Source organism: Amphritea opalescens (assembly GCF_003957515.1).
Lineage (GTDB): Bacteria > Pseudomonadota > Gammaproteobacteria > Pseudomonadales > Balneatricaceae > Amphritea > Amphritea opalescens.
Genome location: NZ_RQXW01000006.1, coordinates 90,480 through 113,954, shown reverse-complemented (window position 1 = coordinate 113,954; position 23,475 = coordinate 90,480). Strand labels below are relative to the sequence as shown.

At 49.8% G+C, this 23,475-nt stretch carries 19 protein-coding genes; 10 read left to right on the top strand and 9 right to left on the bottom strand.

Features of this window, described 5'->3' with window-relative positions; translation table 11 throughout:
• Nucleotides 1-3: 3 nt before the first annotated feature.
• The gene (locus EH243_RS08480; RefSeq protein ID WP_126158218.1) at nt 4-510 is read right to left on the bottom strand and encodes a DUF1003 domain-containing protein; all 507 of its coding nucleotides are present in this window, start codon (nt 508-510) and stop codon (nt 4-6) included.
• A 466-nt stretch (nt 511-976) separates the two neighbouring features.
• On the opposite strand from EH243_RS08480, the gene EH243_RS08475 reads away from it, so the two are divergent.
• The gene (locus EH243_RS08475) at nt 977-4,081 is read left to right on the top strand and encodes an EAL domain-containing protein (protein ID WP_126158217.1); all 3,105 of its coding nucleotides are present in this window, start codon (nt 977-979) and stop codon (nt 4,079-4,081) included.
• A 118-nt stretch (nt 4,082-4,199) separates the two neighbouring features.
• Here EH243_RS08475 and aptA read toward each other — a convergent pair whose 3' ends face one another.
• Nucleotides 4,200-5,519 (bottom strand): omega-aminotransferase AptA, encoded by a 1,320-nt coding sequence (gene aptA / locus EH243_RS08470; protein ID WP_126158216.1) that lies wholly within the window; start codon nt 5,517-5,519, stop codon nt 4,200-4,202.
• 217 nt (nt 5,520-5,736) lie between these two features.
• Here aptA and EH243_RS08465 point away from each other — a divergent pair, with 217 nt between their 5' ends.
• Nucleotides 5,737-6,669 carry a LysR family transcriptional regulator gene (locus EH243_RS08465; protein ID WP_126158215.1) on the top strand — a complete coding sequence of 311 codons (933 nt, stop codon included), beginning with the start codon at nt 5,737-5,739 and terminating at the stop codon, nt 6,667-6,669.
• A gap of 16 nt (nt 6,670-6,685) precedes the next feature.
• Here EH243_RS08465 and EH243_RS08460 read toward each other — a convergent pair whose 3' ends face one another.
• From EH243_RS08460 to EH243_RS08450, 3 genes are all read right to left on the bottom strand, one after another.
• Nucleotides 6,686-7,426, bottom strand: coding sequence for an alpha/beta fold hydrolase (locus EH243_RS08460; protein WP_126158214.1), 741 nt, complete (start codon nt 7,424-7,426; stop codon nt 6,686-6,688).
• A 269-nt stretch (nt 7,427-7,695) separates the two neighbouring features.
• A complete protein-coding gene (locus tag EH243_RS08455) occupies nt 7,696-9,048 on the bottom strand; it encodes an alanine/glycine:cation symporter family protein (RefSeq protein WP_126158213.1) in 1,353 nt (450 codons plus the stop codon).
• A 240-nt stretch (nt 9,049-9,288) separates the two neighbouring features.
• Entirely contained in the window at nt 9,289-10,626 is a 1,338-nt protein-coding gene (locus EH243_RS08450) for a D-serine ammonia-lyase (protein ID WP_126158212.1), read from the bottom strand.
• Nucleotides 10,627-10,760: 134 nt separating this feature from the next.
• On the opposite strand from EH243_RS08450, the gene EH243_RS08445 reads away from it, so the two are divergent.
• Nucleotides 10,761-11,666, top strand: coding sequence for a LysR substrate-binding domain-containing protein (locus EH243_RS08445; protein ID WP_126158211.1), 906 nt, complete (start codon nt 10,761-10,763; stop codon nt 11,664-11,666).
• Between the two features lie 70 nt (nt 11,667-11,736).
• Here the strand turns inward: EH243_RS08445 and EH243_RS08440 are convergent, their stop codons facing one another.
• Nucleotides 11,737-12,234, bottom strand: a complete 498-nt coding sequence (locus EH243_RS08440) for a winged helix-turn-helix transcriptional regulator (protein WP_126158210.1) — start codon at nt 12,232-12,234, stop codon at nt 11,737-11,739.
• A 171-nt stretch (nt 12,235-12,405) separates the two neighbouring features.
• Between EH243_RS08440 and EH243_RS08435 the strand changes: the two genes are divergently transcribed.
• The 4 genes from EH243_RS08435 (at nt 12,406) to EH243_RS08420 (ending at nt 16,458) form a co-directional block, all read left to right on the top strand.
• Entirely contained in the window at nt 12,406-13,665 is a 1,260-nt protein-coding gene (locus tag EH243_RS08435) for a D-amino acid dehydrogenase (RefSeq protein WP_126158209.1), read from the top strand.
• Nucleotides 13,666-13,850: 185 nt separating this feature from the next.
• Nucleotides 13,851-14,237 (top strand): RidA family protein, encoded by a 387-nt coding sequence (locus EH243_RS08430; RefSeq protein WP_126158208.1) that lies wholly within the window; start codon nt 13,851-13,853, stop codon nt 14,235-14,237.
• A 78-nt stretch (nt 14,238-14,315) separates the two neighbouring features.
• The gene (alr, locus tag EH243_RS08425; RefSeq protein WP_126158207.1) at nt 14,316-15,395 is read left to right on the top strand and encodes an alanine racemase; all 1,080 of its coding nucleotides are present in this window, start codon (nt 14,316-14,318) and stop codon (nt 15,393-15,395) included.
• Nucleotides 15,396-15,582: 187 nt separating this feature from the next.
• Complete coding sequence (locus EH243_RS08420) at nt 15,583-16,458, top strand: TraB/GumN family protein (protein ID WP_164549073.1); 876 nt, start codon at nt 15,583-15,585, stop codon at nt 16,456-16,458.
• A gap of 107 nt (nt 16,459-16,565) precedes the next feature.
• Here the strand turns inward: EH243_RS08420 and EH243_RS08415 are convergent, their stop codons facing one another.
• The 3 genes from EH243_RS08415 to EH243_RS08405 all read right to left on the bottom strand — a co-directional run bounded on the left by EH243_RS08415 (nt 16,566) and on the right by EH243_RS08405 (nt 19,733).
• On the bottom strand, nt 16,566-17,510 hold the full coding sequence (locus EH243_RS08415; RefSeq protein WP_126158205.1) for a homoserine kinase: 945 nt from the start codon (nt 17,508-17,510) through the stop codon (nt 16,566-16,568).
• An 82-nt stretch (nt 17,511-17,592) separates the two neighbouring features.
• Entirely contained in the window at nt 17,593-18,708 is a 1,116-nt protein-coding gene (gcvT, locus tag EH243_RS08410; protein ID WP_126158204.1) for a glycine cleavage system aminomethyltransferase GcvT, read from the bottom strand.
• A 389-nt stretch (nt 18,709-19,097) separates the two neighbouring features.
• Complete coding sequence (locus tag EH243_RS08405; RefSeq protein ID WP_126158203.1) at nt 19,098-19,733, bottom strand: helix-turn-helix domain-containing protein; 636 nt, start codon at nt 19,731-19,733, stop codon at nt 19,098-19,100.
• Nucleotides 19,734-20,170: 437 nt separating this feature from the next.
• Here EH243_RS08405 and EH243_RS08400 point away from each other — a divergent pair, with 437 nt between their 5' ends.
• The 3 genes from EH243_RS08400 to gcvH all read left to right on the top strand — a co-directional run bounded on the left by EH243_RS08400 (nt 20,171) and on the right by gcvH (nt 23,460).
• Nucleotides 20,171-21,550 (top strand): L-serine ammonia-lyase, encoded by a 1,380-nt coding sequence (locus EH243_RS08400; protein WP_126158202.1) that lies wholly within the window; start codon nt 20,171-20,173, stop codon nt 21,548-21,550.
• Nucleotides 21,551-21,693: 143 nt separating this feature from the next.
• A complete protein-coding gene (glyA, locus tag EH243_RS08395; protein WP_126158201.1) occupies nt 21,694-22,998 on the top strand; it encodes a serine hydroxymethyltransferase in 1,305 nt (434 codons plus the stop codon).
• A gap of 72 nt (nt 22,999-23,070) precedes the next feature.
• Complete coding sequence (gene gcvH / locus EH243_RS08390) at nt 23,071-23,460, top strand: glycine cleavage system protein GcvH (protein WP_126158200.1); 390 nt, start codon at nt 23,071-23,073, stop codon at nt 23,458-23,460.
• Nucleotides 23,461-23,475 lie beyond the last annotated feature (15 nt).

Genomic DNA, 23,475 nt, shown 5'->3' with positions numbered 1-23,475 from the left:
TCTTTAATCCTCGGCTGTACTTGCTGTCGGCGGGGTGAGCCTTTCGCTGAGTAGATCCAGTTTAGTGTGTAAACGCATCACCTGTAGCTCAAGTTTCAGGTTTATTTCGAACGTCGCATCCTGTTTGATCCGGTCTTTAGCGGCCTGACGATTTTGCGACATCATAATGATGGGGGCTTGAAATGCCGCCAAGCTGGAAAGCCCCAAGTTTAATAAGATATAGGGGTAGGGATCGAAGGGTTGGTCAATCAGCAGATAACTGTTGGTTAGAATCCAAGCGATGATAAACATAAAAAACAGTGAGATAAACCACCAAGAGCCGCCAAATCGAGCAACCACATCGGCAATTTTTTGTCCGGTGGTGAGGCTGTCGCTGAATGCATCATTGACGTTCTCGGAAACCGTCGTATGTTCGGCAATGCTGTTAATGACTTTTTGTTCATTTTCAGCGAGCGCGTTGTAGTTTTGCCCTAACAGGGCTTTAGCTAGATTTTCAAAATAGCGTTTCATAACAATGTCCTTATGATCGATTCAGCGGCAAACAGAAGGCCAAATGATTGCGCGGTTGGTCATTGATCGGAATGTTCACATATTCTTTCAGTTATATCCCATAATGTCCGAGTTAACTATGGTTTAGATGGAATGGTTTAGATGAATGGTTTAGAAGGTATGGTTTAGATGGCATCGACATCATTCATAGGAAAAGCTTTCACGGCGGCGCGTGTTTTTTCTATTGATGCGATACCGGTGACGAGAAAAGAGGTAATATTGAATAATCGCTGCAATTAAGGGAAAAACCTTACTGAGTTAAGGTTAATTGGATAAAATCACACTACTATATTAAAGCCAGTGAATGCGAACCATGCATCACTTGTTGTTGCCGTCGGGTTGTTTGTCCTGATCTGATAGATGTCCGGCTTGCTGTATTGATGGGCTGTATTGATGGGTTTAGGTGTGGGGCTAAGGAAAGCAAAAAATGATAATGAGTTATCTGTTCGGCTCGCTGAAAAACCGGCTAATTTTGTTGCTGTTCCTAGTCGCATTACCCGGCTTTCTGATGGTGATTATTCATGTGCAGCAGCTACGTGAGTCAGCGATCAGTGTGAGCCGTGAACAGGCTCGTTTTGTGGTACAGCACTCGGTATTGCATCAACAGCAGTTGGTGGAAAATACGCGCCACTATCTTGAGATATTGGCGGATACCGCCGCCGTTAAACAACCTTCTTCTCCTGCCTGTTCTGATTATTTAGCTAGCATCTTTAAATTGAATACCGACTATGTCAATTTAGGCGTTCCTCGCCATGACGGCCAACTGCTCTGCAGCGCCCTTCCTATTGAGAAACCTATCTCCGTGGCCGATCGAGGCTACTTTCAGCGGGCTATCGAGCATCGTACGTTTGCGATCGGCGAGTATCAACTGGACCGAGCGGTGGATGAGGTTAGTATTAATTTTGCCTACCCTGTGATCGATGATCAGAACACTGTTGTCGGTGCCGTGGTGGCGGTCGTTGCACTTAACTGGTGGAATCAGTATTTGGCAGAATCAGATTTGCCAGCGAATTCCGTGGCGATGATTAGCGATGCCGATGGTTTGGTTATTGCTCACTATCCATTGGCAAAAGATCGAATAGGTACCCAAGCATCGTCATATTCTCAGGAAACCGACGCAGAAAAAGGCCCCATTCTAGTGGATCAGGATGGTATTCGGCGGGTTTATTTCTCCTCTGAACTCTACAGAACGCCCTCCGGCCGAGTGATTTCCTTTAGCCTCGGTATTCCCGTTGAAGATGAGATTGCTGCGGCGAGTCGGCAACTGTATCTGAGTTTGGTGCTGATGTGCGGCGTTATGTTCCTCGTGCTGATGATGGCCATTAAAGGATTGAAACGAGGTGTACTTGATCCCTTGTCTCAATTGACCCGAGCGACACGGCTATTATCGGAAGGTCATTTTACCGATGTGCCGCTGTCTCAGGGGGCCCCTCAAATTATGCAGTTACAGCAACAGTTTCAAGATATGGCGCAGAAACGTTTGCAAGCTGAACAGCAAGCATTGGAACGAAATGAAGAGCTAAACTCGGTTTTTAAGGCGCTGCCCGATCTGTATTTTCGGCTGGCTGATGATGGCACCATTCTTGATTTCAAAGCGGATGTTGAATCCGGTCTATATGCCTCTGTCGATGAATTTTTACAGAAACCGATCAGCGAAGTGATGCCTGAGTCGGTTGATTTTGCCGGTCATCTACAGCAACTGAATCAAGATAAGCAATCGGTCGCTTGGGAGTACAGTCTCGATTCACCTCAGGGTAAACAGTATTTCGAAGCCCGTCTAAACCGGATTGCTGGCGTTGAGCAGTCGGTGATGGTGGTGCGTAATATTACGGCTAAGAAAGAGGCGGATGGTCGATTGGAGTTATCGGCCATGGTCTTTCATGCCATGAGTGAGAGTATCTTGGTGACCGATGCCGATGGTTTGATCATCGATGCGAACCCCGCTTTTAGTCAGACATCAGGCTACAGCCTCGATGAAATCGTGGGTAAAACCCCAGATCTGCTCCGGTCGGGTTATCAGGATAAGGGGGGGTATGAGGCGCTTTGGCAGAAGTTAATTCGTGAAGGCTGTTGGGAAGGAGAGATCTACAACCAGCGAAAAAATGGCGAGTTATACCCTGTATGGTTAACGATTAACACGGTTTATGATGACCTGGGTTTACCGTCTCGACGTATCGCCATGTTTATTGATTTTACCGAGAAAAAGCAGGCCGAGGAGATGATTTGGCAGCAGGCACATATGGATATCCTGACGGGCCTGCCTAACCGAAAACTGCTGGGCGATCGGATGAAGCAGGAGCTTGAACATACCGATCGGGATGGGCTGCCGACCGCGGTGTTGTTACTCGATCTGGATCTGTTCAAGGAGGTTAACGATACCCTTGGCCATGCCATCGGTGATCAGTTGTTGATACAGGTCGCCTCACGTATCTCCGCCACCGTCCGTTCGATCGATACCGTGGCGCGACAGGGCGGGGATGAATTTATGGTTATCCTCAGCCAAGTTAAAAATATGCATGTGGTGAACTCCATCAGCGAAGAGTTATTGCATGCATTGTCGCAACCCTACCTCTTGGGTGACGAAACAGCTTACCTGACCGTCAGTATCGGTATTACGCTCTATCCGAATGATGCTAGCAACGCTAATGATCTTATCAAGTCGGCGGATCAAGCGATGTATGCGGCGAAACAGCGTGGCCGGAACTGTTTCCAGTATTTCACCCGAGAGATGCAAGAAGAGGCGGTGACAAGAATGCAGCTGATCGCTGACTTACGCCGAGGGGTCTCTGAGCATCAGTTTGTACTCTACTATCAACCGCAGGTGTTGATGGTCGACCGTTCGATCAGTAAAGCCGAAGCACTGATTCGTTGGCAGCATCCAAGCAAAGGGTTAGTCATGCCCGATGAGTTTATTTCGACGGCGGAAGAGTCGAATCTGATTTTACCGATCGGTCGCTGGGTGTTGGAAGAGGCGAGTAAAACAGTACAGATGTTGCAGCAGCACTATGATCCTGACTTTCAGCTAAGCGTGAATATCTCTCCGATACAGTTTGAAAGCCTCGATAGTAATATTTCTACCTGGCTTCAACAGCTAAGCTCGATGGGATTATCCGGCCAATCGGTAGTGGCGGAAATCACCGAGGGGATGATGATGAGCCGCTCGGCTGAAATTCGTGAGAAGATGAATGCCTTTAAAACAGCGGGAGTACAGGTCGCTTTAGATGATTTTGGCACCGGCTATTCAAGTCTGGCGTATATTAGCGAGTATGATATCGATTACTTGAAAATCGATCAGTACTTTGTGAAAAATCTAACCCTCTCGTCCGATGCCTATATGTTATGTAAGGCGATTATTATGATGGCTCATAACTTGGGTATTAAGGTGGTGGCCGAAGGGATTGAGACTGAGCAGCAGCATCGCTTGTTGCTGGACTTGGGCTGTGATTATGGTCAGGGTTATCTCTACTCAAAGGCGGTGGATCTCGGTGCGTTTGAGCAGCTGCTCCATGACCAGCGGTTGCCGGCTGAGTGATAAAACAAAAGGATAATCAACGAACATAAAAAAACGGATGTCAATTCGATGCTGGCATCGATTGACATCCGTATCAATGGGAGCCGAGATAAGCTGGCTCCGGGAGGGCAATGCTTTTTTAACCGAACATATCTTCTGCGGTTTCGCGCAAGACATTCACTAGCTGGTCAATATGATTCGCTTCAACCGTCAGCGGTGGTGAGAAAGCAACAATATTGCCCATCGTACGCACCATTACGCCACGTTTGTAACAGCCTTTCTGGAAGTCCAAACCGACAGGGCCGTTAGCCGCGACGGAGGCATCAAACTGTACGGCGCCGACCAATCCATAGTTACGCACATCGATCACTTTAGGCGCATCTTTCAAGCTATGCAGAGCGTTTTCAAAGTGTGTACCGATCTCACCACTCGCACGGGTTAGCAAACCTTCTTTCTCGTAGATATCCAAGGTCGCTAGGCCAGCAGCACAGGCAACTGGGTGGGCGGAGTAGGTGTAACCATGGTAAAACTCGATGCCGCCAACAGGGACGTTGTTAACGATTTGATCGTGAATCTCATCCTTAACGAACACCGCGCCCAGAGGAATTACACCGTTGGTAATACCTTTTGCAGAGGTAATCATATCTGGAACGACATCAAATTCTGTTGATGCAAAGGCGGAACCTAAACGGCCCCAACCGGTAATAACTTCATCAAAGATCAATAGAATATCGTACTGATCACAGATCTCACGCATGCGTTTCAGGTAACCCTGTGGCGGCATAATTACGCCACCGGCACCACTCATCGGCTCAATGATCACCGCCGCAATGCTGTCAGCACCGTGGAACTGGATCAACTGCTCGAGTGCTTCGGCTTTGTCGATACCTTGTTCGGGTAATCCTTTGCTGAACGCGTTGTTAGCGATGTCCAGTGTATGAGGCAGGTGATCGGTTGGTAACAATGGACCAAAGCCAACGCGGTTAGGGGTTAAGCCGCCGACAGAGATACCGCCGAAGTTAACACCGTGGTAGGCCAATTCGCGGCCAAGGAATTTCGTTTTACCGCCTTTACCACGGGATCTCTGATATTGCAGTGCAATCTTCAGAGCAGACTCAACCGCTTCTGAACCGGAGTTAGCAAAGAACACCTTGTTCAGGGACGCTGGCGTATGTTTGATAAGGCGGTTAGCAAACTCAAAACCGATCTCATGACCAAAGTTAAACGGTGAAGCATAGTCTAGATTGCGCAACTGTTGGCTAACGGCATCAGCGATCTCGGTACGGCCATGACCGGCATTAACACACCAGAGTCCAGCGGTGGCATCAAGAATCTCTTGGCCCTCATTGGTGTAGTACATTACACCTTCAGCGCGCTCGATAATGCGAGGCTCGTTTTTGAAGTCCCGGTTAGCCGTATATGGCATCCAGAACGCATCCATATTGATGTTTGTGCTCATGAGAAAACCCTGTGTAGGTTATTAGTATTGGCGGTTACTGATGTCAGCTCAGCGAGAAGGTTGATCGTTAAGCATTAAAGCCGCGTTTTAATAGCGAACTTTAGGGGTTAACTGAATGGCCTTATGGCGCCATAGTAGCGTCAGTGATAAAGTCTTATAAATAACAAACATTGAATGCTTACTTTAATGTTTATAAAACTTTATATTCGAGGCTCAGATGGTCGGCAAAGTACTACAGAGTATGGGTAAGGTAGGGGATTTTGAGATTCGCCTACTGCGGGTTTTCAAAACGGTGGTGGAGTGCGGTGGTTTCTCTGCGGCGGAGGTTGAGTTGAATATCAGTCGTTCAACTATCTCGGTGCATATGTCTAACCTTGAAGGACGTCTCAAGCTGAAACTCTGTCAGCGGGGTCGCTCGGGCTTTGCGCTAACAGAAGAAGGCTTGACCATCTATAACGCCACCCGTCAGTTATTTTCACGCTTGGCGGAATTTCGTTCGACCGTTAATGCACTGCATCAGCAGATGACCGGTGAAGTGAGAATCTTGACCTCGGATACCATCAGTCTCGATGAACGTTGCGGTCTTGACTTAGTACTGGCTGAGTTTGCCACACTGGCGCCGGATGTCTATATCAGCTTCGATACGGCCCCGTTAGGTGAGATAGAACGGCGGGTGATTAATGGCGATGCCGATGTCGGCTTTATCCCTCATCATCGAGATATCGAGGGATTAGATTTTCTGCTGATGTATAAAGATAGATCACAGCTCTATTGTGGTGACCGGCATCCTCTGTTTCACGAACAGGATGAGGCGGTCCTTAACGAGGCGCTTAAAACCTGTAAGCTGGTGCATGCGGGGGTGTTAACCAGCCCCGAGGCGACACAGCAGTTGGGCGAGATGGTCCGCGCGGCTGAAGCCTATTATTATGAAACGCGAGCAACCATGATTCTGTCAGGGGTCTATGTGGGCTTTTTGGCGGAGAAATTTGCGCAGCAATGGGTGAACCGTGGGCGAATGCGGGCCCTCTTACCCGAAACGCGGTTTTATAGTCTGCAGGTGGCGGCGATCAGTCGTCGCTCTGGGCCTTTAAACAAGCCTCGAGATCTCTTTATGGAGTTACTCAATCAACATATTCAGACGACGGTATAAGTTGGTTATTTTGGGGCTATTCTTTTAACCACTCTTTGATTTGCTGAATGAGCCAGTCGGGTTGATCGTGAGGTAGATCATGCCCTGCGTCAGGGTGACTAAGATGAGGCATACGCCAAGCGTTTGCGAGCTGTTCTGAGCAGCGGGGGTTAATCAGCTTATCGTTTGCGCCGCTGAGGAGTAAGACCGGTTTCTTCGGTGGGTAGGGTTGAATGCCACATTTGATGGCGAGTTGTAGCTGCCGTCGGACATTAGTAAAACTCAGAGGGTATTCTAGCTGATACATTTGCCAGAAGGTTAGCAGCTCATCGCGGCCGAGCTGCTGTTCGCAGGTTAGATCAAATAGGGCTTTTTCCCGTGGGTAACCGCTGCTTAACATCGCCCGTATCAACTTTGGCCATGCGTTGGGTTGTAGGCGAAGAGGCAGGCTGTGTTCTGGCGATAGGCTACAGTTAACCAAGACAATGCCACGCAGGTCATCAGGATATTCTTGCATCCAATGGTAGGCGATCATACCGCCGAGAGAGAGGCCGAGTAGGTATACCGGTTGTTCGGGACGGTGACGACGGTGTAGATCATCGATCAACTCATTCACCGAGGTAGGACAGGGGTGTCGATGGCGTCTACCGTTTCCGGGTAGATCGATACAACTGACCTCTGTGTTGGCTAATCGCTGTTGCATCAGTTCTGGGAACGCCCCCCAGTGTCGGCTTTCGCGGCACAGTCCCCGTAGTAATATCCAATGTTGTTTTGCCATTTTTTATTCGCCTCCGCCTCCGCTTAAAAATGCAGTGGATAGATCAGCGTATACGAGAGTTAAGTACTGCAGGCAGCGACAAGGGTGATCGGTTTGTCGACCGTCTCAGCGTTGTTAGTGATCGGCATCGCTGATATCTAAGTTAAAGTGTAGTCGGAAATAGATGAAATCGTGGTGGTTTTGTTTAGCTTTGCTTCGTTTGGGTGAGTGTTGTTTCGCTCGAGATCAAAAAAAAGGAGGCCGCAGCCTCCCTTACTTTAACTCAAGAATTATTTTGCTCTAGAAAAATATTCCCGAGTCAGCTTGAATACCACTGGGCTTAATAGCGCGAGGGCAATCAAGTTAGGAATCGCCATCATAGCGTTCAGCGTATCGGCCAATAGCCAGATGAAATCAAGGCTAACACCCGCACCTAGTGGCACCGCAATGATCCACAGGATGCGGTAAGGGACGATGGCTTTAATACCAAACAGAAACTCAACGCAACGCTCGCCGTAGAAAGACCAGCCGATAATGGTGGTGAAGGCGAAGATAGCCAGCGAGATAGCAACAAGATAGTTACCAACACCGGGCAGCGCTTGGGAGAAGGCAGCGGATGTAAGTGCCGCACCGGAAACCCCTGAGGTCCATTCGCCGGAAGTGATGATTACCAAACCGGTGATAGTACAGATCAGAATGGTATCGATAAAGGTACCTAGCATTGCGACTAAACCCTGACGAACGGGGTCTTTTGTTTGTGCTGCCGCGTGAGCGATAGGCGCAGAACCTAGACCGGCTTCGTTGGAGAAAATACCACGGGCCACACCGAAACGGATCGCCATCCAGATAGCCGCACCGGCGAAGCCGCCTTCGGCCGCACTCTCAGTAAAGGCATAGGTGAAGATCAGGTCGAGAGCCGCAGGGATGGCATCGGCGTTGATTGCCAGTACGACTAAACCCGCGACTAGATAAGCAATGGCCATCACTGGTACTAAGGCACCTGCGACGCTACCAATACGTTTGATACCGCCGATCAGAACAGCACCCACTAGTACCATCAGAATCAAGCCGGTGACCCAAACATTGAGCCCGAAGTTCGATTGAATAACATCGGCTACCGAGTTTGACTGTACCGTATTACCGATACCAAAGGCGGCAACGGAGCCAAAAATAGCAAAAGCCGTACCCAGCCAAGCCCAATTAGAGCCCAAACCATTTTTGATATAGTACATCGGGCCACCGACATGGTTGCCCTCTTCATCGACTTCACGGTATTTGACGGCCAATACGGCTTCCGAATACTTAGTAGCCATACCGACCAGTGCAGTACACCACATCCAGAAGAGTGCACCTGGACCGCCGAGGAAAACCGCGGTCGCAACACCCGCGATATTGCCGGTACCAACGGTAGCCGAAAGGGCTGTCATCAGTGCCTGAAAGGGAGGAATTTCACCCTCTTTAGCGGCTTCGCCTTCAGCCGAACGACCACTCCATAATAGTTTAAAACCGGTTCCTAGTTTGAGGATTGGCATGAGTTTCAGACCCAACATCAGAAACAGGCCAACACCTAAAATCAAAACCAGCATCATCGGACCCCAGACAACACTGTTGATCGCGCTGATGATTGACGTAATAGCTTCCATATGAACTCCATAATTATTGTAATATTCCCAACCGGCAGACTTATGATCAGCGGTTGGGAAGGTGACCGTTTATGACGGTCGTTTGCTGGATGCTGAGTATCAGGATTGGGCTTGAAAGCCGCTGTCCTACTCTCTGCTTCCATCGATACCGACGTGGTCGTCAATATCGCTCAGGCCAAACAGATGATCTGGCCTGAGATCACACCGTACCGAGCTGTTATCGGGACGGCGATGAATGCTTTAACGGTTGGCGAGTTGCGCGCCACGCTGTTGAAACCTTTGCATCTCCTCTGGGGGGACAAATAAGCCGCCGGTCGTCCATACGAGATGGGCGGCATTGGCCATCACGGAGGTTAGCTGTTGCTGTTGTTGGTAGGTTTTGCCTTGGGCCGTCTCGGTTAGCCAGTTAGGGCCAGCAAAACCCGCTGCCGCAGAGGGTTCTATCTCAATCCCCTCACTCTGCTTTAGCTGATACAGGGCGCGGAACAGTTCATCATCGGTGACCGTAAAGACCCCGCTAAGGAGAGTGTCGATGACCGAGCAAACCCAACCGGAGGCCATGCTGACAGCCAAGCCATCCGCCTCGGTGTCTACCTTGAGACCCACCTGATAAACCGATGCGGGGTTTCGCAGGTCTTTTGACTGCATCCCGACGAGCACACAGGGCGCTTCAACCGGTTCGGCGAAGAAACAGTGAACATGAGGGCCGAAAACCTGCTTGAGGCCAAAGTTAATGCCCCCCGGTGCACCACCAACGCCGCAGGGTATATAAACAAAGAGCGGGTGCTCGGCATCAACCAGTATGTTTTGCTCGGCGAGCTGTTGTTGCAGCCGTAGCGCCGCGACCGCATAGCCCAGAAATAACCGAGGGGAGTTCTCATCATCGACAAAGTAGCTGCTGGGGTCGGCATTTGAGGCATCGCGACCCGCTTCCACCGCGGCACTGTAATCATTACTGTGTTCGATTACAGTGACGCCCCGGTCACGTAATCGCTGTTTTTTCCACTGCTTGGCTTCGACCGACATATGCACAACCGATTTGAAGCTGAGTGCCGCACTCATAATACCGATACTAAGTCCTAGGTTGCCGGTACTGCTGACCGCGATCTCATGGCGGCCGAACAGGGCTTTACATGCAGGGCTGAGTAGCGTGAGCGGGTCATCTTCTAGGCTATCAATAACGCCGTTTTCTAACGCGAGTTGTTCGGCGTGACAGAGCACTTCATGGATGCCACCACGGGCTTTGACTGATCCCGCGACCGGTAAGGCATGATCGGCTTTTAGTATTAGCTTGCCTGATAGGTTGGGGTAGTGTTGTTGCTGTAGATGAAGTGCAGAGAGTAGGGGGGATTCGATTAACCCCTGTTGCGATGCTAATTCTGGAAACAGCTGCTGCAGTAACGGTGCAAAGTGTCGTAGGCGTCGATCAGCTTGCTCAATATCATCGCGAGTTAGTTCGCATGGATACTGACTCTCCTCTGCTTGATAATGAGTATTTAACCAGAGAAGCGGCTCGCCTTGGCGGAGCGACTGCCCGAAAGGTGAATCCATTAGCGTGCTATCGATAAGCGGGTTCATAGGGGCTCTGCATTTATTATGTTTGTATAGGCAGTGGCTTATTCTCTAATCTAAGTTCTGGCTAAACAAACGATCATTTCTATTGTATGGTTAAGTTTGACTAATTAATTTAAAACAGAATAAAAAAAATTACTATGCATATCAATAGTCAAATTCTCGCGGCCATGCGTACCTTTGAAGCCGCCGCGCGCTTACGCAGTTTCAGTCAGGCGGCCAGTGAGTTAGCCATTACCCCAGGCGCCGTTAGCCAGCAGATAAAAAACCTTGAGGGGCAGGTTGGAGTAGCGCTGTTTATTCGTCATACCCGACAGGTTGAATTGACGACTCAGGGGCTGCAACTTTATGAGTCGGTTAGGCCGGCCCTGCTTAGTTTGGAAAACTGTTTGAATCGCATTAAACGGGCCGATCCCGAGGGGAGTGTTCGTTTACGTTCTATACCCTCTTTTGTGTTTAAGTGGTTGATTCCACGTTTGGGTGGGTTTCAAAAGCGTTATCCCGATATTCGTATCGAGAGCATTGCCGAGGGCAGTCTGCTCGATCTACAGAGTCGCGATTTCGATATCGCTATCGATTACGGTATGGGGCACTACCCCGGCTTGAGTTTTTCGCGGATGATGGATGAACACCTATTTCCGGTGGTTAGCCCTGAATATTTCAGTGACATCGATTGGCAGGCGCCAGGGGCGCTGAACCGGGTGCCTTTGCTACATGATACCGCGCCTTGGCAAGATGCTGAACGTGATGAGGAGTGGCGCTATTGGTTGCAGGCCAGTGGTATGGATGATATCGAAACCGAGCGGGGTCATTATTTCAATCGTGGTGATATGGCGATTAAAGCTGCTGAATCCGGTTTGGGGGTCGCGATAGCCCGTGAGTCGTTGTTAACCGATGAGATCATCCGTGGCCGCTTATTCGCCCCCTATGGTCGGCAGCAGTGTCGTTGCAGTTACTACATTCTCTATGCCCATGGGGCCTTGAGTAATCCGAGCATTAAAGCGGTGCATGATTGGTTGATGGAAGTTGGCAGCCAGCCCGGCTGAACGATCAGCTTAGCTGGCTATCAAGGGTTAACGCTATCGAGTTACCCTTCACATCCCTTCGGCGCCGCGTTTAACCCCTAGGCTGAACCGGATTGATCGGTAGGCTAAGGGATTCCTTTACCTCTTCCATAACGATATAGCTCTTAGAATTTTTCACGCCAGGCAGTGTTAATAGCATTTCGCCCAACAGGGCGCGGTATTCCGACATATCGGCAATACGCGCTTTGATCAGAAAATCCGCATCGCCGGAGACCAGATGACATTCGAGTACATAGGGCAGTGACACCACCGCCTTATTAAACTTGAGGAACGCATCGGGGGATTGGTAAGAGAGGGATATCTCTACAAACACCAGCATGCCATAGCCCATCGCTTGTGGATCGATGCGGGCGTAGTAGCCTTGAATCAGCCCATCTTTCTCTAAGCGTTTCACCCGTTCCATGCAGGGAGTGGTGCTTAGGCCGACAATATCGGCGAGATCAACATAGCTGATCCGGCCATTTTCTTGCAGGGTTTTCAGAATGTTCAGGTCTATCTTATCGAGTTTACGTTTTTGTTTTGTATTCATAGTGTTGCTTTACCCGTCATTCCCAAAGAAGGTGAATTTTTTTATAAGTGCTTATTTGTGGGGTTATATCTTTGAAAATAGTTTAAATACAAAAAAATAATCTGTCAAAGATACAATAAACTAGCTAAATCATTTGTTGGTGATAAGTATAAAAACGGATAGGTAACTTTGATGAAAATTTTGATTTTGGGTAGTGGCGTCATTGGCGTTACCAGCGCATGGTACCTGGCTAAACAGGGCCATCAGGTGACTGTTGTCGACCGCCAGAGTGGTCCAGCCTTAGAGACTAGTTTTGGCAATGCCGGTCAGATCTCGCCTGGCTATTCTGCACCTTGGGCAGCTCCTGGGGTACCACTTAAAGCGATTAAGTGGATGATGCAGGATCTTGCGCCGTTGATGATCAACCCAAAAGTGAATGCTAACACGCTCAAGTGGATGACCAAAATGTTGGCCAACTGCACCGAAGCATCATACCACACTAACAAAGCACGCATGATGCGCTTGGCTGAGTATAGCCGTGATTGCTTTAAAGATCTGCGTTCTGAAGTCGAAATTGATTACGAAGGCCGAACCGGCGGTACCCTGCAGGTGTTTCGCACCCAAAAACAGGTGGATGCCGCGGCTAAAGATATTGCGGTACTCGATGAGTGCGGCGTTGATTATGAGGTGCTCGACCGTGAAGGTTGTGTCGCCCGAGAGCCTGCGCTGGGCTATGTAAAAGATAAAATTATCGGTGGCTTACGTTTGCCCGGTGATGAAACCGGTGACTGCTTTAAGTTCACCACGGGCCTAGCGGAAGAGTGTAAAAAGCTAGGCGTCGAGTTTAAGTTTGATACTGAGATCGAAGGATTGATCAGTGATGATCGAGATATCGTCGGGGTTAAAACCAACCAAGGCACGCTGACCGCCGATCGATACTTGATGTGTCTGGGTAGCTATAGCACTTTGCTGCTGGCGAATGTCGGTGTTGTTGTGCCGGTTTATCCGATTAAAGGGTATTCACTAACACTACCGATTATTGACGAATCGAGAGCGCCGGTTTCTACCATCATGGATGAAACCTATAAAGTGGCCGTGACCCGTTTTGAGGATCGTATCCGTGTTGGCGGTACCGCTGAGATTACCTCCTACGATACTTCGCTACAGGAAAAACGCCGTAAAAATGTTGAGTTTACCGTCGGTGATCTGTTCCCCGGTGGTGGTGATCTTGAAAAGGCTGAATTTTGGACGGGGCTGCGGCCGATGACGCCAGACGGCACCCCGATTCTGGGTGGTACTCGCTATCCAAACCTTTACCTTAATACCGGACATGGCACCTTAGGTTGGACGATGTCGCTAGGGTCAGGGAAGTTTGTTGCCGATGTGATCGGTGGCCAGCAGACCGATATCGATCCTGAAGGATTATCGATTACCCGCTACGGTCGAAAATAGACCGTCATTTTTTGAGCACAGAGGCTCTCGCACCTTGCGAAGATTGATGATGCCTCTGTGCTCAGTTTTTTTTACCCGTTATAATTGGCGGCCTTTTATTCGGCACCTAGGCTGAACAGAGTGCAGGGATCGACTGAGAATAGGGTTGATCGCCACTGACATTATTTTTTATTGGAATTAACATCATGACAACAAAGACAATCATCGCGACTGAAAACGCTCCTTCTGCTATCGGTACTTATTCACAGGCTGTTAAAGTCGATAACACGGTTTATATGTCGGGTCAGATCCCGTTGGTCCCTGCAACCATGGAAATGGTGACTGAGTCCTTCGAAGCACAGGCTGTACAGGTATTTGAAAACCTGAAAGCGGTGGCTGAAGCGGCGGGTGGATCAATGGATGATCTGGTTAAAGTTAATATTCTGCTGACTGATTTGGCTAACTTTGCCACCGTCAATGAAGTGATGGCTCGTTATTTTGCACAACCATATCCTGCCCGTGCCGCTTATGCTGTTAAGGCACTGCCGAAGGATGCGGATATTGAAGTTGAAGCGGTTATGGTTATCGCTTAAATAGCCGATTAAAGCGCCTGGTTATCTGTCGGGGAAAAGACAGATAACCGACCGGAACAGAGGGTAAAGTAAACTAGAATGAGTCGAGCAGCTAAAATTACAGTTGACCTGGATGCTATCCGGCACAACTACCGACTGGCACGTTCCCTGAATACTGCGGGTCATGCGGTCGCCATTATTAAAGCCAATGCTTATGGGCATGGCGCCATCGAAGTCGCGAAAGCGTTAGAAGCTGAAGCGGATGCCTTTGGTGTGGCCTGTCTGGAAGAGGGTGCCGAGCTGATTGAGGCCGGCATTCAGAAGCCGGTATTGCTCCTTGAAGGCTATTTTGAAGTCAGTGAGTTGGATTATATCAGTGAGCACGGTGTTTGGTGCGCAGTGCATAGTCTGGCTCAGATCGAACAAATTGCTCAGGCGAAACTCAGTAAGCCCATTACCGTCTGGTTAAAAATGAATTCCGGTATGAATCGTTTGGGTGTACACCCGGATGATTATCAGGCGGCGTTCAAGCGTCTTAAACAGCTGGATAATGTCTCCGATATCGTGCTGATGACCCACTTCTTTAACTCCGATGAGTTGGATAAGGCGGACACGGACAAACAGTTGGCGGTGTTTAATAAAGCCACTGAAGGTCTCGATGCACCTCACTGTATGGCAAACTCGGCGGCGGTATTGGCTTGGCCGACGGCGCGCCGTGATTGGATGCGCCCTGGTTTGATGCTGTATGGTTCAAGCCCGTTCCCAGCGGCTCAAGAAAACGCGGATAAGCTGATTCCGGCGATGACGCTGACATCTGAAGTGATTGCCGTGCGTGAAGTGCAGGCCGGAGAAACGGTTGGTTATGCGGGTAACTTCTGTGCCGATAAGCCAACGCGCGTCGGTACGGTGGCCCTAGGTTATGCCGACGGCTATCCCCGTCATGCCGTGACCGGCACACCGGTTTGGGTGAACGGTCAGCGTAGCCGTATTATTGGTCGGGTCTCGATGGATATGTTGGGGGTTGATCTAACCGGTATCGACGCTGGTATTGGCACCGAAGTCGAGTTCTGGGGTAAGAATGTCCTCGCGGCAGAGGTGGCAAACCACAGTGATACTATCCCATATACACTGTTTACCGGTATTACCCGCCGAGTGTATAAGCACTATTTGAATCGCTAAGCATTAATGCTTGATAAAACCGGCCCTGTGCCGGTTTTTTTGTTTATTGAGCGCCATACAGCCGGTGCTGCACTCGGAGGGAAGGGTGTAGCTTCTGTGTTCAGGCAAGGGTAATCTAGCGTCAACGATGATAGCGAGATAGTGATCGGCTGTGGCGATCATGGATAACAGTCTAATGAGGTGTGCAATGAGATTTACCCAAGGGGTGCGTCGGCTCTTAACGCTGGTCTGTTTGACGGTTGTGGCAACAACCGCACAGGCTAGCAGTGTCTGGAAGGTGAGCTCCGGTGATAATGTGCTTTATTTAGGGGGCACGGTGCATGTGTTACGCCAGCAAGACTATCCCTTGCCGGTTGAATTTGATCGGGCCTATCTGCGAGCCGATCGTCTGGTGTTTGAAACCGATCTAGCGCAATTGCGAACCACCGATGTGCAGCAGCGGATGCAGCGGGCTATTCGTTATGGCGATGGTTCAGATTTATCACAGCGTATTTCCGCGGGGCTCTATCAGCGTCTAGCAACCATATGGCAACAATATGGCCTGCCGGTTGAGGCATTGAATGGCCTGCGGCCCTCGGGGATTGTAATTACTCTGACCATGCTCAATCTCAAACAGATCGGGGTGGATGCCCAAGGGATCGATGATTATTACCACTCACGGGCGGTAAAAGAGGGTAAGCCGGTGTCTGGCTTAGAAACCGTTGATCAGCAGATCGGGTTTTTGGCCACCATGGGCGAGGGCGACGAAGAGACCTTTATGCGTATGTCGTTAGACGAGCTCGATGAGGCCGCCACCTTTGTTGACGATATTCTTGCCGCTTGGCGTCAAGGGGATCTCGATGGCTTGGAACATCTGATTGTGGAAGATATGCGGCGCGAATCACCGGCGCAATATCAGACCCTGCTGGTGGGCCGTAATCAACACTGGATGCCACAGATTAAAGCGATGCTGCGTGATCGTCCGGTTGAGTTTGTGCTGGTGGGCAGTGGCCATTTAGCCGGTGATGAGGGCTTAATCAAACAGTTGCAGTTGGCCGGTTATCAGGTCGAACGGTTACAGTAATACTGCAAGCACGTATTAAGTTCGCTTAGTACGTGCTTTTTTTGAATGCATCTAGGGTGTGTTTTTGGCGGATGGTTAGCGAGTATTAAAAAGCGCTATGGTCGCGCTTAGCTCGCCATCTGTAGGTGTTGATTCTCACCGAGTAGCTTCAAGAGTTGTAGTTTGCCGGCTGGGTCTTTACGTGTCACAACCTCACCCTCTTTACGAAAGTGAATATCACGTAAACGGGAAAGCCAAAAACGCATCGCCGCCACCTGTAGCATACGGCTGAAGCTGCGCTGTTCATCGTTGTTCAGCGGGCGAACGCTCTGATAGCTATCGAGTATCAACAGAGCCTTATTAAAATCATAGGTGGCGCTCTGCTCGTCATAGCACCAAGCATTCAAAGTGATGCAGAGGTCATAGAGGTAGGGCGCTGAGCAGGCATGATAGAAATCGATCAGGCCGCACAGTTGGTCACCGTCAAACAGGGCGTTATCAGGAAACAGGTCGGCATGGATCGGGCCGCTAGGTAACGCATCCCAAGCGATCTGTCCGGTATCCTGCAGATTGTAGTGCAGTATCTGTTGCTCTTCTTCGGCCAGATGGGGCATCAGTTGATCCCCTAAGTCGGCACACCAATGATGAATATGGACAGCTTGCGCGGGGCTGAGGGAATCGGCCACGTTGTGCATCTGTCCGAGGGTTAAGCCGATCACGCTGGCTTGTTGATCATTAGGATTGTCTAGTGGAGCACCGGCTAAGCGGGACATCAACACGGCAGGACGATCATTTAACTGACCGTAGAGTTCACCCGTGTTGAGATGGATAGGGCTGGCACAGGCAACACCGTTACCTGTGAGCTGTTCGATATAATCAAGAATAAAGGGTAACTGCGTCGCACTCACTGATTCGACCAATGTCAGCACAAAACGGCCTTCATTGGTGGTGACAAAATAGTTAGTGTTTTCAACACCGGCTTCAATGCCCTGAAAATCAATCAATTGACCTACAGAGTATTGCTGTAGGTAACGTTCAAGTTGTTCACGGGTGACGGGTGTATAAACAGACATCATCAGTTCCTTTATTCTTGTTCGCTGCGTGCTTCGTTAAACCATGTTTATCAGCGCTACGCAGCGGAGCAATGCCGCAGGATTAGCCGCGGAAGTAGCGCTGTTCGATAAATGGTGTTTTAGCTACCGTCATTGGCAGCTGTTTACCGCGAACCAGAGCATATACTTCTGTTTCTAGTACAGCATACTCAGTTGCGACATATCCCATCGCAATTGGAACACCCACGGTTGGGCCGAAGCTACCGCTGGTGACTTCACCAATTTTAACGCCATCCGCATTTTGCAGTTCAGCGCCTTCACGAATCGGAGCTTTACCCTGAGCGATCAGGCCGATACGTTTACGGCTGTAGTTTTTGTTAGCGATCTGATCGAAGATCTTATCGGCACCGGGGAAACCACCGGCACGTTCACCATCGGCGCGACGACATTTGCTGATCGCCCAGATCAGGCTGCCTTCGATCGGTGTGGTGGTTTGATCCAGATCGTGACCATAGAGGCACAGGCCGGATTCTAGGCGCAGTGAGTCACGCGCACCTAGGCCAATACATTCAACTTCAGGCTGTGCAATAAATAGGCGGCACAGACGTTCGGCTTCAGCGGCAGGAATAGAGATTTCATAACCATCTTCGCCGGTATAACCGGAACGGCTAACGAAGCATTCCACGCCATCGATAGTCACTTGGCGAGAATCCATAAAGACCATCTCATTCACAGCAGGGCAGATGCGTGACAGTGCTTGAGCAGCCTCTGGGCCTTGTAGGGCCACCAGTGCACGATCATCTAACACTTCCAGTTCAACGCCTTCACCGAGGTTCGCCTGCATATGGGCGATATCCTGAGCTTTACAGGCAGCGTTAACCACCACATAGAGGTAGTCGCCTGCATTGGTGACCATCAGGTCATCCATGATGCCGCCATCGTCGTTGGTGAACAGTGCATAACGTTGTTTGCCAACCGGTAGATCAATAATGTCGACGGGGACCAGTTTTTCCAGCTCGGCGGCCGCGTTGGCGCCGGTTAGTTTTACCTGGCCCATATGGGAGACATCGAACAGACCCGCATGTTCACGGGTGTGGATATGTTCCTTCTTTACCCCTAACGGATACTGAACGGGCATTTCAAAGCCTGCAAAAGGGACCATTTTTCCGCCCAGTTCTAGATGCAGATTGTAAAGCGGTGTTCTGTTCAGTTCAGACATGAGAGTCTCCATTATTGATGTGCTTTTAACGTCATTATGTTTATTAGCGGGCAACATGACTCTGAGCCTATGGGATATCAGATTGAGCGTTGATCGCCAGTAATGAACGTATGGTAATAGAATATGTTTCCAATAGGAAACAAAATTAATTCAACAGGAAATATTTTGCAACCGAAAAGTTACGCTTAGAGGAAAGTCGATGTCGTATTGGCGCTATTGGTTGTCGCGCTAAAGGGGCTGATCGTTAACGATGGTAGGACTTAGATGTTCAGTATTCAGCTAGCTAATGCAACTAATGATCTGTCTTGGAGGCGGCTATTTACCTATGTTTATCCGCCTATTCACTATCGATGTAACAGGCGTTAGCGGTTAGCGGGGCTGGGCAGGGGCTAAGCCGTTACCCAGAGCACTTCGGCGTCTTTTTGGCTAGTGGATACAAGCGCGTGGCCCATCTCACAATCATAGTAGGCGCTATCGCCGGTATGCAGTTCGATCGGCTCATAAAACTCACTGTAAAACATGATGCTACCGCTGAGCACGTAGAGAAACTCTTCACCGTCGTGGCGTACCCAGTCTTCATATTCATCCCAAGAGTGGGTGCGCACGGTGGTTTTGAACGGGATCATCTTTTTGCTGGATAACTGGGTGGCCAGCAGTTCATGTTCATAGGTAGGCGTTGGATGAGGTTTGCCTTCACCGCAACGGGTGATGTCGCGCCGTCCGCCACTGCCAGGGGTTTTCTTCTTTGGCTGAGTGAACAGTTGGGGGATATCGATACCCAAGCCTTTGACCAATTTATTGACCGCGGTAAAGGTGGGCGAAATCTGTTCATTTTCAATCTTAGAGAGGGTTGAACGGGCAAGCCCAGTGAGTTTGCTGGCTTCTTCGAGTGTCAGCTTTTGGCTTAGACGAATCTCTCTGACCCGCTTGCCTAGTTCGAGTGGCTCTACCATCGCTTCGGCATTATCCCGGGTGACCGAGAGTTGTTGCAGTTCTTCTTGAAGAAAGGATGGTTTGTCTGGCATCGGGCACTCCGTTTAAACCTAATTCTCTTTAGGTTCAATCACGTATGGGTTATTGCGGGTGAAAGAATCTGGTCTTTCTGTTTCCAATAATACTACACAACCGTTATAGGCAATGAAAGAAGCCCTTAACGGTGGCTTATGGATATTATAGGGAGATATATTTCCTATAGGAAACTTTTTGTTGATTTTGAGAAATCTCGCTGCTAACCTTCGATCCAGTTCTTGATAAACGCCTATAGATACTTTTTTGTTAGCGCACTTAACGACAGCGCTTATCGAGGACTCATAACAAAAATAAATAGCTAAACCGATTTGATAATGAAACTTGAGGTTAAACGGTCACGTTTAAGTTGAGACATTCATTAGTATTCGGTCAGCGTGTTGGCCTAGCGCCGCAACATCAGTAGCGTGGATGACCACGTGGGAGCAACGAGACAGTGTCTTTAAGCATATTTGATCTCTTTAAAGTAGGCGTTGGCCCCTCTAGTTCACATACCGTCGGGCCGATGGTTGCCGCTAACCGTTTTCTTGATGAGCTGACCCAGCGTGATCAACTGACACAGGTTGAACAGCTGAAAGTAGGGCTTTATGGCTCCTTGGCGATGACCGGTAAAGGACATTCTACCGATATTGCCGTGATGGTGGGGTTGCTGGGCGAAAACCCTGATCAAGTCGATCCGGATGACATCCCGCTGTTTGTAGAGCAGATTAAGCAAAGCGGACAACTGATGTTGGCGGGGCAGCGATTGATTGGTTTTTGTCCTGAAACCGATCTGCTGTTTAACTTTGCTCAGAGCCTGCCTAAGCACCCTAATGGGATGCGGTTTCAGGCGTTTGATGCCGCGGGTATCGTACTGCATGACGCGATTTTTTATTCTGTCGGCGGCGGTTTTGTCCTGAGTGATGCCGAAGCGGATAAGTCGCCGGCAGCCGAAGGTGATGTGGTGCTGCCTTACGACTTTAATAACGGCGTCGAGCTATTAGAGCTGTGTAAAAACAGTGGCCTGAGTGTGGCGCAGATCATGATGGCGAACGAAGCCGTTTGGCGCAGCGAAGAGGAGGTTAAGCAAGGCCTCCGTGATATTTGGCAGGTGATGAACAACTGCATTAAACGCGGTTGTGTGCAGACCGGTGAACTGCCCGGTGGATTAGGCATTAAACGTCGCGCCAATGAACTGTATGAAGAGTTGCGCACTAGCCCAGAGGCTTCGTTTAAAGATCAACTCACGGTGATGGATTGGATCAATCTATTCGCCATTGCGGTGAATGAAGAGAACGCTGCGGGTGGTCGAGTGGTGACCGCGCCTACCAATGGTGCAGCGGGTGTTATCCCAGCGGTATTGGCGTATTACGATCGTTTTGTGCATGGCTCCAGCGAGCAGGGGATTTTTGATTTTCTTGCCACCGCCGCAGCGATCGGCATGCTGTATAAGAAGAATGCTTCTATCTCCGCCGCCGAAGTGGGTTGCCAAGGTGAGATCGGCGTGGCCTGTTCGATGGCCGCCGGTGCGCTCTGTGCGGTGATGGGCGGCACGATAGAGCAGGTCGAAAATGCCGCGGAGATCGGTATGGAACATAATCTAGGCTTAACCTGTGATCCGATTGGCGGATTAGTGCAGGTGCCCTGTATCGAACGTAACACCATGGGCGCGGTGAAAGCGATCAACGCGGCCCGTTTGGCGATGCGCGGTGACGGTAAACATCATGTGTCACTGGATTCAGTGATCGAAACGATGCGTCAGACCGGTGTCGATATGCAAGACAAGTACAAAGAGACCTCGCAGGGGGGCTTGGCGGTCAATGTGGTTGCCTGCTAAGCATCTGCGATATGGCATTGAGATATGTGCTTGAGATAAGAGCTTAAGAGTTAAGTGCGTGTAATAGAAGTGACGGGCGATGGCGCCGTCTAAAAAAACGGTTTGATTAACAGACTTCCCGAAGACCAACAGAGAAGAACAATATGAATAACACTGAACTGTATCGTGGTGACGCTGTAAGCGAAGCATTTTTTACTCAGGATTTGGCCGCACGTGATGCCGAGATTATGGCCGCGGTGAATGAAGAGTTTAACCGTCAAGAACATCAGATTGAGCTTATCGCTTCGGAAAACATCGTTTCCAAAGCAGTGATGCAGGCGCAGGGCACCGTACTAACCAACAAATATGCCGAAGGCTATCCCGGTCGTCGTTATTACGGTGGCTGTGAATATGTGGATAAAGCGGAAGGTTTGGCGATCGAGCGGGCGAAGCAGTTGTTCAACTGTGAATTTGCTAATGTTCAGCCACATTCCGGCGCACAGGCCAATGGCGCAGTGATGCTCGCTTTGCTGCAACCGGGCGATACCGTATTGGGTATGTCACTGGATGCGGGTGGTCATTTGACTCACGGTGCCCGTCCAGCATTGTCAGGTAAGTGGTTTAACGCGGTACAGTATGGCGTTTCTAAAACCGATAACCGTATCGACTATGATGCCGTTGAAGCACTGGCGGTTGAGTGTCAGCCAAAAATGATTATTGCCGGTGGCTCTGCGATTCCCCGTGAAATCGATTTTGCCCGTTTCCGTGAGATCGCCGATAAAGTTGGTGCTTATCTGTTTGTTGATATGGCCCACATTGCCGGTTTGGTGGCAACAGGGTTGCATCCTAGCCCACTGCCTCATGCGGATGTCGTCACGACGACTACCCATAAAACCCTGCGCGGACCGCGCGGTGGCATGATTCTCACCAATAACCTTGAGATCGGCAAAAAGATTAACTCAGCAGTTTTCCCAGGTTTGCAGGGTGGCCCACTGATGCATGTGATCGCGGCTAAAGCGGTTGCCTTCGGTGAAGCGCTGCGTCCAGAATTTAAAACCTATATTCAGCAGGTAGTGGATAACGCCAAAGCGCTCGCCAGTGTCATGGTTGAACGCGGTTGCGCTATCGTTACCGGTGGCACGGATACTCACCTGATGCTGGTTGATCTGCGGCCTAAAGGGCTGACCGGCAACGTGGTTGATGCGGCGCTAGAGCGTGCCGGCATTACCTGTAACAAAAATGGTATTCCATTTGATCCAGAAAAACCGATGGTGACATCGGGTATCCGTCTGGGCACACCGGCGGGCACAACGCGGGGCTTTGGCACCGAAGAGTTCCGCCTGATTGGTAATCTGATCAACGACGTGCTCGATGGTCTGGTGGCAAATCCAGAAGATAATTCAGCGGTGGAAGCGGCTGTTAAGGCGCAGGTTGAAACCCTGTGTAAACGCTTCCCACTGTATAAGTAACACCGAAACAACGGTATTGATATTCACTGTAACGGTCGGGCTACCGATCTAAATTATATGGGAAATACGACTATGAACATTCCAACTAATTACCGCTTTGCGTCCAGCCATGAGTGGGTTCTGGATAACGGTGATGGAACGGTCACGATGGGTATCTCAGATCATGCACAGGATCTGCTGGGTGATGTGGTTTTTGTTGAACTGCCAGAAGTCGGTCGTGAAGTGACTGCCGGTGAAGAGTTCTCGCTGGTTGAATCAGTAAAAGCGGCGTCTGATATCTATGCACCGATTGCCGGTGAAGTTGTTGCTATTAACGAAACCTTGGAAGACGAGCCTGAGTTGGTGAATAGCGAGCCTTACGAGGGTGGTTGGATCGTTAAGATTAAACTGGCCGATGCCGCTGAAGTGGAAGCATTACTCGATGCAGATGCTTATGCAGCAACGATTGCTGAAGAGAGTTGATCTGCAGGATAGCCT

Coding starts and splice junctions, on each gene's coding strand:
- EH243_RS08480 (WP_126158218.1), bottom strand. CDS start 510: ATGAAACGCTATTTTGAAAATCTAGCTAAAGCCCTGTTAGGGCAAAAC.
- EH243_RS08475 (WP_126158217.1), top strand. CDS start 977: ATGATAATGAGTTATCTGTTCGGCTCGCTGAAAAACCGGCTAATTTTG.
- aptA (WP_126158216.1), bottom strand. CDS start 5,519: ATGAGCACAAACATCAATATGGATGCGTTCTGGATGCCATATACGGCT.
- EH243_RS08465 (WP_126158215.1), top strand. CDS start 5,737: ATGGTCGGCAAAGTACTACAGAGTATGGGTAAGGTAGGGGATTTTGAG.
- EH243_RS08460 (WP_126158214.1), bottom strand. CDS start 7,426: ATGGCAAAACAACATTGGATATTACTACGGGGACTGTGCCGCGAAAGC.
- EH243_RS08455 (WP_126158213.1), bottom strand. CDS start 9,048: ATGGAAGCTATTACGTCAATCATCAGCGCGATCAACAGTGTTGTCTGG.
- EH243_RS08450 (WP_126158212.1), bottom strand. CDS start 10,626: ATGAACCCGCTTATCGATAGCACGCTAATGGATTCACCTTTCGGGCAG.
- EH243_RS08445 (WP_126158211.1), top strand. CDS start 10,761: ATGCATATCAATAGTCAAATTCTCGCGGCCATGCGTACCTTTGAAGCC.
- EH243_RS08440 (WP_126158210.1), bottom strand. CDS start 12,234: ATGAATACAAAACAAAAACGTAAACTCGATAAGATAGACCTGAACATT.
- EH243_RS08435 (WP_126158209.1), top strand. CDS start 12,406: ATGAAAATTTTGATTTTGGGTAGTGGCGTCATTGGCGTTACCAGCGCA.
- EH243_RS08430 (WP_126158208.1), top strand. CDS start 13,851: ATGACAACAAAGACAATCATCGCGACTGAAAACGCTCCTTCTGCTATC.
- alr (WP_126158207.1), top strand. CDS start 14,316: ATGAGTCGAGCAGCTAAAATTACAGTTGACCTGGATGCTATCCGGCAC.
- EH243_RS08420 (WP_164549073.1), top strand. CDS start 15,583: ATGAGATTTACCCAAGGGGTGCGTCGGCTCTTAACGCTGGTCTGTTTG.
- EH243_RS08415 (WP_126158205.1), bottom strand. CDS start 17,510: ATGTCTGTTTATACACCCGTCACCCGTGAACAACTTGAACGTTACCTA.
- gcvT (WP_126158204.1), bottom strand. CDS start 18,708: ATGTCTGAACTGAACAGAACACCGCTTTACAATCTGCATCTAGAACTG.
- EH243_RS08405 (WP_126158203.1), bottom strand. CDS start 19,733: ATGCCAGACAAACCATCCTTTCTTCAAGAAGAACTGCAACAACTCTCG.
- glyA (WP_126158201.1), top strand. CDS start 21,694: ATGAATAACACTGAACTGTATCGTGGTGACGCTGTAAGCGAAGCATTT.
- gcvH (WP_126158200.1), top strand. CDS start 23,071: ATGAACATTCCAACTAATTACCGCTTTGCGTCCAGCCATGAGTGGGTT.